Source organism: Butyricicoccus sp. AF35-5AC (assembly GCF_003477715.1).
Classification (GTDB): Bacteria; Bacillota; Clostridia; order Oscillospirales; family Butyricicoccaceae; genus Agathobaculum; species Agathobaculum butyriciproducens.
Genome location: NZ_QUDX01000016.1, coordinates 31,669 through 47,431 on the forward strand (window position 1 = coordinate 31,669; position 15,763 = coordinate 47,431).

A 15,763-nucleotide genomic window follows, 5' to 3' on the forward strand; every position below is an offset into this window, starting at 1 on the left:
TTTTTTATACTTCCGGAGGGAGAAAGTTTCTGAATAGGAACTTTCGGACGACTTTGGAACGGCCTACGGTCCGTTCCACTTGTCGGCAAAACTGTAGTTTTGCGACAATTTCCTAAAAATAATACTTCAAAAATATCGGATTATTTGGTATACTTAATCTGTGTGAGTATTTGCTCACACCAAAGGAGTTTTATTATGGACGTGCGTGAGCAGATTACCGCTCTGCGGGAGCAGCTGCGGTATCACAACGAAAAATACTATAACGAGGACGCGCCCGAGATCACCGACTATGAGTACGACATGCTGCAGCGTCAGCTTCGCGCGCTCGAGGCCGAGCATCCGGAGATGGCAGACGCGAACTCTCCGACCCAGCGGGTCGGCGGTACGGCGAGCAGCCGCTTTGCCAAGGTGACGCACGCCTACCCGCTCGAAAGTCTGCAGGATGTTTTCTCGTTTGACGAGCTGGGCGAGTTCTATTCCCGTGTGGAGAATGCCGTCGGACAGGCGGAGTACGTTGTCGAGTACAAGATCGACGGCCTTTCGGTCGCGCTCGAATATGTGGACGGCGTGTTCGTCCGCGGTGCGACGCGCGGTGACGGTCAGGTGGGCGAGGACGTAACCAAGAACCTCAAAACCATCAAGGACATCCCGAAAAAGCTGGAGAACGCGCCGCCGCATTTGATCGTGCGTGGTGAGGTCTACATGAAAAAGTCCGTGTTCGATGCGCTCAACGCCGAACTGGAGCTGCACGACAAGCCGCTCCTCGCCAATCCGCGCAACGCGGCGGCGGGTTCTCTGCGGCAGAAGGACAGCAAAATTACGCGGGAAAGAAAGCTGTCCATCTTCTGCTTCAACATCCAGAACAGCGACGAGCTGCCGATGGAAAGTCATGTGCAGGCGCTTGATTACCTCAAGAGCCTTGGCTTCCCGACAAGCCCGCGCTATCCGGTCTACACCGACCCGCAGGACGTGCAGCGCGAGATTGAGAACATGGGCGAGACCCGCGGTGAGCTGGATTTCGACATTGACGGTGCTGTTGTCAAGGTCAACTCCTTCGCGCAGCGTGAAACGCTCGGCTCGACCGCGAAATTCCCTCGGTGGGCGGCGGCGTACAAGTACCCGCCTGAGGTCAAGCAGACGCTTCTCAAGGATATCGTCATCACGGTGGGACGCACCGGCGTGCTGACACCGAATGCCGTGCTCGAGCCGGTACGGCTTGCGGGCACCTCGGTGTCCCGCGCAACGCTGCACAACCGCGATTTTATCCGTCAGCTCGATGCCCGCGTGGGCGACATTGTTTCCGTCCGAAAAGCCGGAGAAATCATTCCGGAGATCATCGGCGTGGAAAAGGACCGGCGCCCGCTGGATTCCGTGCCGTATGAGTTCCCGAAGTTCTGTCCGGTGTGCGGCGCGCCGGTGTACGATGACGAGGACGAAGCCGCGATTCGCTGCACGAGTGCCTCGTGTCCGGCGCAGCTTTTGCGAAACCTGATGCATTTCGCCTCGCGCGATGCGATGGACATCGACGGCTGCGGCGAGGGCAACCTGCAGAAGCTGATCGACGCCGGACTGGTCAAGTCGGCGGCTGATTTGTATGACCTGACGGTCGAGCAGCTGCTGCCGCTCGGCAAAAAGGTGGACGTCTGGGCGAACAATCTTGTCCGCTCGATTGAAGTGAGCAAGACCCGCGACCTGTCGCGGCTGCTGTTCGCGTTCGGCATCCGGCATGTCGGCCAGAAGGCGGGCCGCATTCTCAGCGACCACTTCGGCTCGCTTGATGCACTGCTTGCCGCGCCGGTCGAGGAGATGACCGAGATCCGCGACATCGGACAGACCACGGCGGAGAGCATCGCCGCATGGCGGGAGCTGCCGCAGTCGCATACGCTCATCGAGAAGCTGCGCGCGCACGGCGTCAACTTCATCGGTGAAAAGACCGCAAAGAGCGACCTGCTCGCAGGAAAGACCATCGTGGCGACCGGCAGCCTGACGCTCTATACCCGCAAGGAGATCAACGATCTGATCGAGTCCCTCGGCGGCAAAGCGGCCGGTTCGGTCTCGAAAAAGACCAGCTACGTTGTCGCAGGCGAGAATGCCGGCAGCAAGCTGCAGAAGGCGGCAGAACTGGGAATCCCGGTCTTGACCGAGGAAGAGTTTAAGACGATGATTGAAGAAGGCAGCGGAAACGCTTAAATAAGATATGCCGTAGGGCACCCCGTCCTACGATAGATCATAAAATTCGTATCATAGATTTAAGATAAATAATTAGGAGGCAAACGACATGGCAATTTCCAGAAAAGAAATTGAGCACATCGCGTCCCTGGCACGTCTGGATTCGACCGGCGGCATTTTCGACCGTCTGGCCGATGACATGCAGGGTATCGTCGCAATGGTGGACAAGCTGGCTGAGCTTGACCTGGGCGACATCACCGATGTTATCAACACCGAGCGCAAGAATGCGTTCCACGAGGACGAAGTGATCCAGGAATTCACGCCGGATGAGCTGATCGAGCCGAATGCACCGGACTTCCAGTGCGGCGGCGTAGCAGTTCCGCGTGTTGTCGAGTAAGGAGGGGACAGAATCATGGCACTTTACGAAAAAACTGCGTCCGAGCTGTCCGAGCTGCTCGGCAAAAAGGAAATCTCCGCAGTAGAGCTGGCAAAGGACGTTTTTGCCCGCACCAAGGCGGTAGAGGATAAGGTTCAGGGCTACGTTACCGTAGCCGAGGAAGCAGCGCTCGCGCAGGCTGAGGCTGTAGACAAGAAGCGCGCAAGCGGCGATACGCTTTCCGCGCTGGCCGGTATTCCGATCGCCATTAAGGACAACATCTGCACCAAGGGCACGCTGACCACCTGCGCGTCCAAGATGCTGGGCAATTTCAAGCCGCCGTACAATGCAACCGTTATGGAGAAGCTGATTGCTTCCGATGCGGTCATCACCGGCAAGGCCAACATGGACGAGTTCGCAATGGGCTCCTCCTGCGAGAATTCGGCTATGCACCCGACCCACAACCCGCATGGTCTCGACCGCGTACCGGGCGGCTCGTCCGGCGGCTCCGCTGCTGTTGTTGCAGCAGGCGAGGCTCCGCTGGCGCTCGGCTCGGATACCGGCGGCTCTATCCGTCAGCCGGCGTCCTTCTGCGGCGTTGTCGGCATGAAGCCGACCTACGGTGCGGTTTCCCGTTACGGTCTGATCGCATTCGCATCTTCTCTCGACCAGATCGGCCCGTTCGGCCGCTCCATCGAGGACGCAGCCATGCTGCTCGATGCGGTTACCGGTCACGATCCGCTGCACGATTCCACCTCTGTCAAGACCCCGTTTGAAGGCTCGCTGCGCGCTAACCTGAACGCTGACGTCAAGGGTCTCAAGATCGGTCTGCCGAAGGAGTATTTCGGCGAGGGTATTTCGGATGCTGTCCGCAAGAACGTTATGGCGGCTGCAGAGGCATACAAGGCACTCGGCGCAGAGGTATTCGAGATCTCTCTGCCGCTCGTTGAGTATGCACTGCCGATCTACTACATCCTCTCTTCCGCAGAGGCTTCCTCCAACCTTGCCCGTTTCGACGGCGTAAAGTACGGCTACCGCACCCCGAATGCAGGCGATGACATCATCGAGCTGTACACCAAGAGCCGTTCCGAGGGCTTCGGCGCCGAGGTTCAGCGCCGCATCATGCTGGGCACCTACGTTCTGTCCTCCGGCTACTACGATGCATACTATAAGAAGGCTCGTGCCGCACAGCGCAAGATCCGCGAGGAGTTTGCAAACGCATTTGAGAAGTGCGACGTCATCCTGACGCCGGTTGCGCCGACCACGGCTTACGAGATCGGCTCCAAGACCACCAATCCGCTCGAGATGTACGCAGGCGATATCTGCACGGTTTCCGTCAATATCGCCGGTCTGCCGGGTCTGGTTCAGCCGTGCGGTTTTGATGAGAACCACATGCCGGTCGGCATGCAGCTCATCGGTCCGCGCTTCGGCGAGCAGACGCTGCTGAACGCCGGTCTGGCTTTTGAGCAGGCGTCCGGTCTCAAGAACATCATCGCTGCACTGTAAGGGAGGAAGACAAACATGAAATACGAAGCTGTCATCGGTCTGGAAGTGCATGCGGAGCTGTCCACCAAGAGCAAGATTTACTGCTCGTGCTCCACTGGCTTCGGCGCACCGATCAACACCCACACCTGCCCGGTCTGCACCGGTATGCCGGGCGCACTGCCGGTACTCAACAAGCAGGTTGTACACTACGCCGCCAAGATGGGCAAGGCTACCGGCTGCACCATCAATCAGCTGTGCAAGGCTGACCGTAAGAACTATTTTTACCCCGATCTGCCGAAGGCATATCAGATTTCCCAGTTTGATGTGCCGATCTGCGAGAACGGCGAGGTATTCTTCTATGTGGACGGCGTGAAGCACTCCTGCCGTCTCGAGCGCATCCACTTCGAGGAGGATGCGGGCAAGCTGCTGCATGACGAGATCGACGGCACCATCGTTGACTTCAATCGCTGCGGCGTACCGCTGATTGAGATGGTAACCCGTCCCGACCTGCATTCCTCTGCCGAGGCGAAGGAATTCCTTGAAATGATCAAGACCACGCTGTCTTACCTTGACATCTGCGACTGCAAGATGGAGGAAGGCTCCATCCGCTGCGACGTAAACGTTTCCATCCGTCCGGAAGGCTCCACCGAGCTGGGCACCCGTGTCGAGATGAAGAACATCAACACCTTCTCCGGTGCGGTCCGTGCGATTGATTACGAAATTGCACGCCAGATTGAGGTTGTAGAGAACGGCGGCGAAATCCAGCAGGAGACCCGCCGCTGGGACGACGTTAAGCTGAAGAACACGGTAATGCGTACCAAGGAAGACGCGCAGGATTACCGTTACTTCCCGGACCCGGACCTCATCGCCGTCGAGATCTCCGACGAGTGGCTGCACCAGATCGAGAGCGAGGTTCCGGAGCTGCCGATCACCCGTTACGAGCGTTACCTCAACGAGTACGGCATGACCGCCATGGAGGCGCGTCTGCTGTCCGACAGCTTTGAGAAGGCCGAGCTGCTCGACGCTGCTGCAAAGCAGGTTAAGCCCAAGGCTGCCGCAAACTGGATACTGTCCGATATCTCCAAGTACCTGAACGACAAGGGCGTAAGCCTCCGCGAGACCAAGATGACCGCAGACAAGCTGGTTGCTCTGGTCAAGCTGATCGAGGCGGGCACCATCTCCGGCAACGCCGGCAAGAAGGTTCTGCCGAGCATGTTCGAGACCGACGAGACCGTTGAGGCCATCGTTGACCGCATGGGTCTCAAGCAGGTATCCGACGAGGGTGCTATCCTCGCCATCGTACAGGACGTTATCGCCAAGAACGAAAAGGCCGTTGCCGACTTCAAGGCAGGCAAGAATGTTACCGGCTTCCTCGTAGGCCAGTGCATGAAGGCTTCCAAGGGTCAGGGCAACCCGCAGATCATCAACAAGCTGATCGCATCCGAGCTGGCAAAGCTGTAATTCAGCTTAAAACCGAATTGACACAAGAGGATACAGAACGGTACTGTTCTGTATCCTTTTTGTGCTTTTTTGAGGAGAAATTTGTCGGAGAGAGCGGTTGCATTGGGGGAAAATGTTGTAAATCGACAGATATAGGAGCTGTTATGTATAAATGGATATGTAGGTATCGACTGGATGAAAAATATAGAAAAGAGTAAAAATGGAATTTGACAGGTGAAGGAATGCACATAACGGATTGGCTGGAAATGTTGGGTGAGCACTTTCCACTGGTGGTGATCGGCTGCGTTGAGGCACTGCTGGCAGTTGCGCTGCTGTGTGCGGCGCTGCGGAACCGCGGGCAGTGTGCGGATAAAAAACGGAGCGCACTCCGGCGGGCAGATGAGATTCTGCTATACAACATGGATCGACAGAGCAATGACGTATGCCTTATCATGCGTCAGCACGACCTGCTGCCGATCTGTGCGGCAGGCGATATGCAGAGCCTGCTCGGTGTGACGTTCGAGCAGCTCCGGCAGGATGTTATGCTGCTTGTGGACGTGCTGGAGGACGGGCAGAACGGCGTTTCTGTCTGGAAGAAATACCGTGCGTGGGACGGAGCACAGCCGTTTGAGACCGTACTTCGGACAAAGAACGGCGAGTGGGTGCAGCTGAATGTGACCCGCGGTGAGGACGATGGATATGATCTGTTCTGCTTCAGCCGCACGACCGGGCTGTGCGGTCGGATGGAACAGTACGAGGAGCGCCTTGCCAAGATCGAGGAGGAGAGCCGGTCCAAGACGACCTTCCTGTCGCGCATGTCACACGAGATCCGTACCCCAATGAACGGCATAATCGGTATGCTGACGCTCGCGGAGAACCACCTCGAGGCGAATGCACCGGCGATGCAGTATCTGACCAAGGTGGATGAGCTGTCCGATCACATGCTCGCGCTCATCAACGACATTCTGGATATGTCGCGTATAGAGGCGGGCAAGGTCGAACTGGAAAATAAGGTGTTCAGCCTGCGGGAGCTGGGTGACCGCCTGTACGATATGTTTGCGAAAAACCTCGACAGCCGCGGCATCCGCTACGAGGTCAACTTTGACGGTGTGGCCGTGGATTACGTCCTTGGCGATGAGCTGCGCATCAGCCAGATTATCATCAATTTTCTGTCCAATGCGGTCAAATTTACGAGCGAGGGTGAAATTATCGTCACCTTCCGGCAGATGATGCTGCGGAACGGCGTGGCGGATATGATGATCCGCGTACACGATACCGGCATTGGTATGCAGCCGGCGTTTATCAGCCGTATTTTCCGTCCGTTCGAGCAGGAGACCGTGGGGACCTCTCGGAAATACGGCGGCACCGGTCTCGGCATGGCCATCACCGACCAGCTTGTCAAGCTGATGGGCGGCGAGATAGTGGTGGAGAGCCAGCCGGGCAGAGGCTCGGATTTCTCGGTGTATCTGCATCTGCCGGTTGCTGAAAAGCCTGCGGAACCGGCGGCAGAGCCGTCTCGCGCATCCACGGAGGAGAACGCGGATGCGTTCCGCGGCAGACGCATCCTGCTTGTCGAGGACAACGAGATCAACGCGATGATCATGGTCGAGGTGCTGCAGGAGATGGGCGCCGAGATCGAGAAGGCCGAAAACGGACAGATCGCGGTGGATATGTTCGCAGATCATCCGGAAAACTACTACGATTTTATTCTGATGGACGTGCAGATGCCGGTGATGGACGGCCGCACGGCGGCCCGCACCATTCGTGCGATGGAGCGTCCGGATGCGAAGAGCATCCTGATTTTTGCGCTGTCGGCAGATGCGTTTGTCGAGGACGAGCGCTTGTCCATCGAGAGCGGCATGAACGGTCATTACGCAAAACCGGTCGATTTTCAGGCACTGCAGCGTAATATCGGCAAATTTCTACAGAGAAGAGAAAGGAGGAACTGATGGGAAAGCTGGATAAGATTCTGCTGTCGCGGGCAATACTGACCAAAACCGTACTCGGTGCGGCAGCCGCCGCAGCGCTGACAACGGGCACGGTTCTGGGCGTTTCGTCGTACCGCTCGGGCAATCATTTTCACCCCTCGGACACGGAGCGCGGCTTCAATGCCAATCAGGTGCATTTTGATGACGATCAGGACGTAAAGGGCAGCGACAGCACGGCAGAAAAGGACGACAGCGAGCTTTGGGAGCAGGACAGCGGCGCGGACGATACCAGCGGCCCGCAGAACGACAGCAGTGCGGATTTCATGTTCCAGCGCGAGCGCATACAGGAGAATTTCTCCGACCCGCTCTCGGTTGCCGGCGGCACGGCAGATACGAGCGTGGCGGCGAGCAGCTCCGGCGATATCGTATATAACGTGACGAATGACCGCGGCAGCGCGGATGTCATCATCGGCGGCAGACCGGGCGGCACGACTGCCGTTGTGCCCGGAAACGGCGGCGCCGGCACAGGAGAAAATCCGGGCGGCAATAGCGGCGCGGCAAATCCGGCAAAGCCTGATACGCCGAATACCCCGGGAGAGCCGTCCGCGCCGGGCAATAATAAGCCGAGCAAGCCGGGCGGCGGCAATTCGGACAATACGAATGGCGGCGGCACGGCTGCCCCGCCATCAGGACAGGGCGGCTCCATTGCGGATACCATGCGGGAGCCGGATTCCGGAAAGACCAGCGTAGGCATCTTCGGCGAGCACGATCCGATCAGTAAGCCGTATTATGAAGGGAATGTGAATGACAACACCGTAAAGGAGGTTGTTATTCGGCAGCCGCAGAATAGTTCGGGAGAGGCAGACCCGTCTGCGCTGTACGCCGGTCAGAAAAACATCACTGCCCGCAAGATCTACAATGCATTGGAAACCTATGTAAATGACCACAACGGCAACATTTACTACTGGAGCAACCTGAAGGGTGCAGACAACAGCGATTTGCATTTCGGCGTGTTCGTCCGTATCAACGGTATCTGGATCGGCGATACCTTCTTCAGCTTCTTTAATGAGGCAACCGGAGAATATGATAAGACTCTGGATGAGATTCCGAGCGATGCGACCGAGATCAAAATCAGTGCGTCTTACCGCTTCAGTGCAGGAAGTGCGTGGAAGGACTACTCGGATGTTACCTATACGCTGGAGCGAAACCGTATCTTCATCCTCAACCGCAGGCTGACGGAAAGCGATAAAAACGGTCAGTTCAGCAGTGATATCCTGCTCAATCCATATAAGGATACCAGCTTTGATCCGGATGATGAGAGCAAGGTAATCGACCTGTACAGCTATCAGAGAGATCTGCTGGGAGAGGAATGTCTGTCCGCGTTGTTCCCCGGCTGGCAGGAGGACGGCAAGCTGATTCCGTGGATGTATCATCCGGCGGCGGGCCGTCGTGTTATCGAGCCTGCGGATATGGTCCCGTTGGAGGATAATTATATAGTGCAGGTCAAAATCCGCTGGTATAACATGGATACCGGCGCGGTAACCCGTTCGCAGGACGATGCCGCAGACGGTCCTGCAGCGGATTCTTGGGACGAGACCGAATCGGATCTGCCGGTCAGCGCACCGAAGTTCTCGATCACCCAGAAATTCATCTACATGCAGACACTTACCGGCTATGAGGGCGATCCCGGCAGTGTGCTCGAGGTACCGAAGTATGTGCAGGCGGTGGATATGGGCACGGAAAACACCCTGCATGAGGTTGATTACATCAAAATTCCGGATACGGTGCGGTATGTCAACACGAAAAGCTACAGCGAACAGACGGAAGGCACACAGACAGCCGTAAAGGGCATCAAGGTCAAGAAGGGCTATATTGTGGATGCGGGCAGCACAGCGTATGCCGCAACCGCGGACGGTATTCTTACCAATGCGGACGGCAGTGCATACCTCGGTATTCCGTATGATATGACCGAGCTGACCGTTCCGAAAAATGTAGAGAAGGTGACGCTGCCGAACGCAACACAGGTGACCAGACTGGTCCTGCAGGCGAAAGCTGCCTGCGACCTGCCGAAAATCGACTTCGGCGGTATGGACAGCGGCGTTATTATTGTGGAGCCGGACGTATTTCATGCTTTCGTGCGCAGTAACGAAACTGCGCTGGAGGGCATGCGTGTGAACGTTGCATCCTCGGACGGCAGTTGGGAATCACACGATGGTGCTTATCTGGAGAAGGACGCCGAGGGGAACAAAACGCTCACCCGTGTGCGGGCACAGACCAGATATTATACTCTGCCGAGCGGCGTCGGCGCCATCGGTCCGAACGCGTTTGCGGACGCGGAAAAGGTTGAAACTATCATTCTGCCCGAGGGCGAAGACGGGATTGCAATCGCCCCGGACAGTTTCCGAAGCAGCAATGTGGATACCATCCTGTGCGGCGGGAAGGCGCAGGCAGAGAACGTGCAGGCGCAGCTTGACGCGGCAGGCATTACGGATGTCCGCGCAATCGTCCTGCAGACCAACAGCCGGGGCGAGACCTACTACACAGACGAGCGCAGCGCGGAGGTTGTGCTGATGGCCGGTGACCCGGCTAAGACCGAGTTTGACGGCACGATTCAGGATGCGGACGGCAATCCGCTGTCGGTGACCACACTGGCGGACGGTGCGTTTGCAGGCAGTCAGAAGCTGCAGTGGGCGCTTCTGCCGGAATCGCTGACAAATATCGGTGCACAGGCGTTTTACGGCTGCTCCAATCTGGAGGGCATCATGATTGATGCGAACGGAGAGGTGTCTGTCGGCAATGCGGCGTTTGATAACTGTACCTCGCTGAACTTTATCGCGTCCAACGCGCCGTCCATCAATATGGGCGAGTATTCGGTCAGCACGGGAGCACAGGCAACGGTGATGTATTCCCCGACCGGGGGAATCGGCTACGGTGAGGACTGGACGTATTTCATTGAGGAATCCGGTGTGCAGCGCTACGATGTTGTAGATATCGGCAGCACGAAAATGCTGTACGGCGCGAGCGATGGCAAGGACTGGCTCGGTCTGCGTGCCGGCAGGCACACCGAAGGGGAGCTTGCCTTGCCGGAGGAGACGATAGAGCTGTTCGATAAGGCGTTTTACGGCACCGAGGGCTCGTTTACCATCAACTGGGATAAACTGCCGGACCTGCAGTATATTGATGATTATGTGTTTGCCGATTCCGGTCTGGAGGGTGAGGTCGTTACAGCCGTCAGCGAGGTCGGTGAGGCGGCATTCCAGAGCACAAATATCACGAAGCTGGAGCTGAACGGCTATATACAGCGTCTGGATATGAACTCGTTCGTGGATTGCAAGAGCCTGACCGGTGTTTCCATTACACGGGGCTTTGAAAATAACAGCAGCATATACACCGGTCTGTTCAGTGCATGCAGTGCGCTGGAGGATATCACGATTGCTGATTTCGGCAATGTGCCGCAGCTTTTGACATTCAGTGCATCCTCCGCGTTTACCTTTAACTATGAATGGACGTGGCAGGATACGCTGCAGCGGGTTCACATCAGATCCGCATGGGAGACCGGAGACGATATTGCACCGTCTTATGTAAAGAAATGGCGCTATTCGCTGCTCGGCAGCATGGACACACCGAATGCGACCGGCTACATGAACCTGTGGGACAACACCATGATGGACCTGATGTTCAATGGAACATGGGAGGATCTGTATGCAGAAACCGATGCGGCAGTTAAACAGAAACTCGTGGATGTGGAGAACGATATCCGCACCATGCTTGGCGCAGAAACGAAGGTAGAGGAACCCTCGGAGTTCTATCCGTATCGTGTACGGGGAGATTATATTACGCTGATCGGTGCGCCGTCCGACAAGACCACGATTGATCTGGATAGTGAAACACTGGGACTGCTGGATGGCTGGCGCCTGGATTATATCGGTGAGGGAGCCTTCTCCAATACCAAAAACCTGGAATATCTCGTCCTGGAAAGCGGTCTGGCCGGTATTGAGCAGAATGCGTTCCGAGGGGTGGAGAGCGATACGCTGACCATGACCTTCATGGATGGCAATCCGCCGGAGCTGCTGAATTTCACACCGGGTGAGGGATATTCCTTCGGTATTGATGAAAGCAGGATCAAAATCTACATTCTTGCCTGGGGAGATGAGGAGGCTTATCTCCGTTTCATTGAAAAATGGATCTACCCGATGGCGGGATATGAAAACTATGCGGAAATGTATGCAGCTGTCGCTGCAGGCATGCCGGATGCAGCCGAGGAGGAAATCCATGCCAAAATGGAGGAAATCCTGCTGCCGGTCGAGAATCGTATCCGCAGAATGCTGTGGCATCGTGAGTGGATTCCGGGCGCATCGGAATTTGAAGAGGGCACCACTGTAGATACTCACTATCCGGAAGTGGACAAGCTCAGCTTTGAGCTTGCGCCGAAAAAGCAGGAGCCGGAAATGGTTGAGCCGGATGATCAGAACAGGAATCCGGATGAGAAGGATGACCTGACGCCGGTCCCGGAGCCGAATCCCGGCACGGACACTGACACTGACACCTCAAACGGCAATACCAGCGAACCGCCGACCATCGACGACGATGCGGCAAACGAGCCGGCCGGTGACAGCACCGGCAAGGACACCGGCTCTGCCGACACCTCGGCGGACGATGCGACGGTTCTGCCGATGCCGGACGGCAGGCACGAGATCGTCATTCCGCCCGAACCGTCGGACAGCACTTCCACAGAAGATAACAGCACTTCCGCAGAAGATGAAGGAGAAACAGAATGATTGTTGAACAATCCAAGCAGATCATTGCCGAGGTCAATAAGGCGTTCATCGGCAGAAAAGATATTGTCGAGAAGATCCTGATGACCATTTATGCCGGAGGCCATGTGCTGCTGGAGGACTGTCCCGGTGTGGGCAAGACCACGCTCGCTGTGGCGTTTTCCCGTGCGCTGGGACTGAGCAACAAGCGCGTTCAGTTTACGCCGGATACGCTGCCGTCCGACATCACCGGCTTTACGATGTACAGCCGCGAGACAGGCAGGTTCGAGTACCGCGAGGGCGCGGCGAACTGTCAGCTGCTGCTGGCCGACGAGATCAACCGTACCTCACCGAAAACGCAGTCCGCGCTGCTTGAGGTCATGGAGGAGCACACCATCACGGTGGACGGCGAAACGCACGCGCTGCCCGCGCCGTTTATCTGCATTGCGACCCAGAACCCGCTGGGTTCTGCCGGTACGCAGCCGCTGCCGCAGAGCCAGATCGACCGTTTCATGGTCAGCCTGTCCATCGGCTACCCGACCCTTGAAAACCAGATGAAGATCATCAACGCACAGCGGTACAGCAATCCGCTGGAGGAGATCCGCGCGGTGACTAACGCGCAGAATCTGCTTGAGGTGCAGAACTACCTGACCTCGGTACGCATGACCGACGGCGTGCTGGCGTATGCCATCCGTCTGTGCGAGCAGACCCGCAGCCATCCGCTGGTGGAGCTGGGCATCTCTCCGCGCGGCGTGTCCGCACTGGTCAGGATGGCGCGCGCAGGCGCGATTTTGCGTGAGCGCAACTACGTTGTGCCCGAGGATGTGCAGAACGTGTTCGTCGATGTATGTGCACACCGTCTGGCGCTGCGCCCGCAGGCGCGCGTGGAGGGCGTTGCCGCAAAGCAGGTGCTGGAGGAGATCATGGCGAAGATCAAGCCCGCGCACACAGAGGAGTGAGGCGCTATGTGGAAAAACCGGCTGGCGTTCGCGCTGCTGTATGCGGCGCTGCTCGTGCTGCTGCTCCTGTTCAGCAAGCCGTTTCTGCTGGCGACGCTCATCGTTCTGGTGGTATTGGCGGCGCTGATGGCGCTGCTCACCCGCAGGGATGCGCGGCTGCTGCGCACCTCTGTGCGCGTTAAATCCGGCGGGCGGGAAGGCGAAACCGTACCGATGACGTTCACGTTTGCGCTGTTGGCGGCGGTGCTCATCGGGCTGCTGTCGTGGTATGCGGTCAGCCGGCAGAGCAGCCGGCTCGCGGCGTTCATCAGCGTATTCTGGCTGCTGCTTTCGCTGTTCGGCGAGGGATTCTATCCGTTGGCGCTTGTGCTGCTGACAGCGGGGCAGCTGGGTCTGCACATGACGAGCGGCAGCCGCGCAATCACCCGCAGAGCGGTTGCATGGTGCCTTGGCATATCGGCAGTGCTGTGTGCCTGTGCGGTGGGACTGTCCGGCACGGAAATGCCGTCGGTCGATCGTCTGCGGCAGAATATCAAGCAGACAGTGCACGATTTGCGCTACGGCAGGGATACGCTGCCGCAGGGCGAGCTTTCTCGGGCGAACCTTCTGCATGAGAGCAGCGAAACCATGCTGAATGTACACACGGAACAGGAAAAGTCGGTCTATCTGCGCGGATTTACCGGCGGAAAATATGAAAACGGCACATGGAAGCCGCTGCCGGATGCCGTCTACGGCGGAGAAAACATCGGCATGCTGGACTGGCTGCAGACACAGGGCTTTGACCCGTTTACACAGTCGGCGGCATACTATCGGCTGACCGGCGATGCACCGGAGACCAACACGGTCGAGGTGTCGGTGAAGAACGCTTCGCGCGACGCGGTGTATGCACCGGCTTCGATGGAAAAGGTAACGGACGGTGACGTGCGCGAACGCAGGGACGCGCTGCTCAAGGGGCGCGGTCTGTTCGGCATCCGCAATTATACAGTGACCGAGGTTTCGAGTACGCGGCCGTCGGAGCTCATGGTCGCGGAGAGCTGGGTCAGCAACCCACAGACTGAGGGGCAGACAGCCTATGCGCAGGCGGAATCCGTCTATCGCAGCTTTGTGTATGATGTATATACCGCAGCGGACGAGGATTTGCTGCCTGTGCTGAACCGTCTGTTCTGGCAGGATTATGATGATGAAAATGACGGCGTTTACAGTGCGCTCAGCCGCATCCGCGAGGTGCTGAAAGCGCAGGTGCGCTACAGCGAGACTGCCGGAGCCGCACCGAATAATGCGGACCCGATTGCATATTTTCTGACAGACTCGCGGAAGGGCAATGCAGTGCTTTATGCCTCGGCGACCGTGCAGGCGCTGCGGGCGCACGGCATTCCCGCGCGTTACGCGGAAGGCTACTATCTGCCGATTGCCAAAACGCAGAGCAGCGCGGACGGAACAGCTGCGCTGACCGGTCAGGACGCACATGCGTGGGCTGAGGTCTATTTGGACGGTATCGGCTGGCTGCCGGTTGATGCGACACCGGGCTATTATTTTGACGCGGTTGCGCTGCAGCAGATGGTCAGCCTGCCGGATACGGTGCGCAAAACTGCGGCTATCGACGAAGATCGGTCGGGTGCGGAGCAGGTGGTCGAGCCGTCCGGCACCGGTGGTTCCGAGCAGTCCAAGCCGCTGACTGTGGTGAAAAACGTGGCTGCGGTTGGATTCGGTATTGTCGGCACCGTTATTCTGCTGTTCACGCTGCTGCTGTGCGCGATGGAGCTGTCACGCGCGTTCGTGCTGTGGCATGCGGAACACAGACGGCGCAGAATGTCGATCGAGGAGCGCGTGCGGCAGTCGCAGAAACTGATGTTCAAGCTGATTTCCCTCTGGGGAATTGACGCGGCGCTCGGCTGGGAGACCGCAGCGACCGATAAGGCGCTTGCGGACACGCTGCCGTCGGTTAAGCCCGGAGAGTACGAGCGTGTGAACGGTCTGCTTGAGAAAACAATATACGGCGGCATCGCGCTTGAACCGTTCGAGGAGCGCGCGCTCGATCTGTTCGTGCAGCGGCTTTGGGGAAGAAATGTGAAGAAAAGCTGGAAAATGCGCCTTAAACTGCGGTATGCGTGCTTGCTGGCGGCGAAATAAAAAGAAATCCCGAGGCGATAGGCTTCGGGATTTTTACTATTGCTGTACCTGCGGCAGCAGCAGACGGAAGGCGCAGAGCAGAAGTTCCTCACGCGTGTGCAGCTGTGCGCTGTGCGGAAGAATGCGCTGTCGGATTTCCGGAGAAAGTGCGCAAAAACAGGCGTTAGCCGTTTGATCAATGGACAACAGTGCTGTAAGATTGCAGAAATACTTCATGGAAATTCACCTCGGGATTCAGTATGGACAAGGGGAGAGCAAGCTATACGCAAAAACTTTTGGGAAAAATGAAAAAATGTGTTGACAAAGCGTATCAGGAGAGGTATACTAAATAAGCTGTTGATGAGCGGTTAAGACTGCTTCGATTTAACAGAATCCGAAACCTTTAGTGGTCAAATGCTGACGCATTTGAGTGCCTTGGTCGAAAATCATGAAGATTTTCGACACGCGGTGCAATTTTTCGCTGAAGGCAAAGGAAAATTGCACCTTGTAAATTAAACAACGATGTGCTTAAACTTTTGTTCA

The 15,763-nt window shown here is 57.2% G+C and carries 9 protein-coding genes; 8 read left to right on the forward strand and 1 reads right to left on the reverse strand.

The annotated features are described in order from the left end of the window. Positions 1–195: 195 nt before the first annotated feature. The 8 genes from ligA (at position 196) to DWZ82_RS13740 (ending at position 15,241) form a co-directional block, all read left to right on the forward strand. Positions 196–2,190 (forward strand): NAD-dependent DNA ligase LigA, encoded by a 1,995-nt coding sequence (gene ligA / locus DWZ82_RS13705; RefSeq protein ID WP_118481271.1) that lies wholly within the window; start codon positions 196–198, stop codon positions 2,188–2,190. 88 nt (positions 2,191–2,278) lie between these two features. Beyond that, entirely contained in the window at positions 2,279–2,566 is a 288-nt protein-coding gene (gene gatC, locus DWZ82_RS13710) for an Asp-tRNA(Asn)/Glu-tRNA(Gln) amidotransferase subunit GatC (protein ID WP_110436649.1), read from the forward strand. Between the two features lie 15 nt (positions 2,567–2,581). After that, complete coding sequence (gene gatA / locus DWZ82_RS13715; RefSeq protein ID WP_118481272.1) at positions 2,582–4,051, forward strand: Asp-tRNA(Asn)/Glu-tRNA(Gln) amidotransferase subunit GatA; 1,470 nt, start codon at positions 2,582–2,584, stop codon at positions 4,049–4,051. A gap of 15 nt (positions 4,052–4,066) precedes the next feature. Beyond that, a complete protein-coding gene (gene gatB, locus DWZ82_RS13720; protein WP_110436651.1) occupies positions 4,067–5,491 on the forward strand; it encodes an Asp-tRNA(Asn)/Glu-tRNA(Gln) amidotransferase subunit GatB in 1,425 nt (474 codons plus the stop codon). Between the two features lie 221 nt (positions 5,492–5,712). Further along, positions 5,713–7,419: an ATP-binding protein gene (locus DWZ82_RS13725; protein ID WP_118481273.1), complete on the forward strand. Its 1,707-nt coding sequence runs from the start codon at positions 5,713–5,715 to the stop codon at positions 7,417–7,419. After that, the gene (locus DWZ82_RS13730) at positions 7,419–12,176 is read left to right on the forward strand and encodes a leucine-rich repeat domain-containing protein (protein WP_118481274.1); all 4,758 of its coding nucleotides are present in this window, start codon (positions 7,419–7,421) and stop codon (positions 12,174–12,176) included. Before DWZ82_RS13725 ends, DWZ82_RS13730 begins: the two co-directional genes overlap by 1 nt. Continuing rightward, on the forward strand, positions 12,173–13,111 hold the full coding sequence (locus tag DWZ82_RS13735; RefSeq protein WP_118481275.1) for an AAA family ATPase: 939 nt from the start codon (positions 12,173–12,175) through the stop codon (positions 13,109–13,111). The genes DWZ82_RS13730 and DWZ82_RS13735 overlap by 4 nt, the downstream gene beginning before the upstream one ends. 6 nt (positions 13,112–13,117) lie before the next feature. Continuing rightward, entirely contained in the window at positions 13,118–15,241 is a 2,124-nt protein-coding gene (locus DWZ82_RS13740; protein WP_118481276.1) for a transglutaminase-like domain-containing protein, read from the forward strand. Between the two features lie 36 nt (positions 15,242–15,277). Here the strand turns inward: DWZ82_RS13740 and DWZ82_RS15470 are convergent, their stop codons facing one another. After that, the gene (locus DWZ82_RS15470; RefSeq protein WP_118481277.1) at positions 15,278–15,457 is read right to left on the reverse strand and encodes a hypothetical protein; all 180 of its coding nucleotides are present in this window, start codon (positions 15,455–15,457) and stop codon (positions 15,278–15,280) included. Positions 15,458–15,763: the final 306 nt, after the last annotated feature.

What these genes read in the sequence shown, in the direction of transcription:
- ligA (WP_118481271.1), top strand. Translation starts at nt 196, where the DNA reads ATGGACGTGCGTGAGCAGATTACCGCTCTGCGGGAGCAGCTGCGGTAT.
- gatC (WP_110436649.1), top strand. Translation starts at nt 2,279, where the DNA reads ATGGCAATTTCCAGAAAAGAAATTGAGCACATCGCGTCCCTGGCACGT.
- gatA (WP_118481272.1), top strand. Translation starts at nt 2,582, where the DNA reads ATGGCACTTTACGAAAAAACTGCGTCCGAGCTGTCCGAGCTGCTCGGC.
- gatB (WP_110436651.1), top strand. Translation starts at nt 4,067, where the DNA reads ATGAAATACGAAGCTGTCATCGGTCTGGAAGTGCATGCGGAGCTGTCC.
- DWZ82_RS13725 (WP_118481273.1), top strand. Translation starts at nt 5,713, where the DNA reads ATGCACATAACGGATTGGCTGGAAATGTTGGGTGAGCACTTTCCACTG.
- DWZ82_RS13730 (WP_118481274.1), top strand. Translation starts at nt 7,419, where the DNA reads ATGGGAAAGCTGGATAAGATTCTGCTGTCGCGGGCAATACTGACCAAA.
- DWZ82_RS13735 (WP_118481275.1), top strand. Translation starts at nt 12,173, where the DNA reads ATGATTGTTGAACAATCCAAGCAGATCATTGCCGAGGTCAATAAGGCG.
- DWZ82_RS13740 (WP_118481276.1), top strand. Translation starts at nt 13,118, where the DNA reads ATGTGGAAAAACCGGCTGGCGTTCGCGCTGCTGTATGCGGCGCTGCTC.
- DWZ82_RS15470 (WP_118481277.1), bottom strand. Translation starts at nt 15,457, where the DNA reads ATGAAGTATTTCTGCAATCTTACAGCACTGTTGTCCATTGATCAAACG.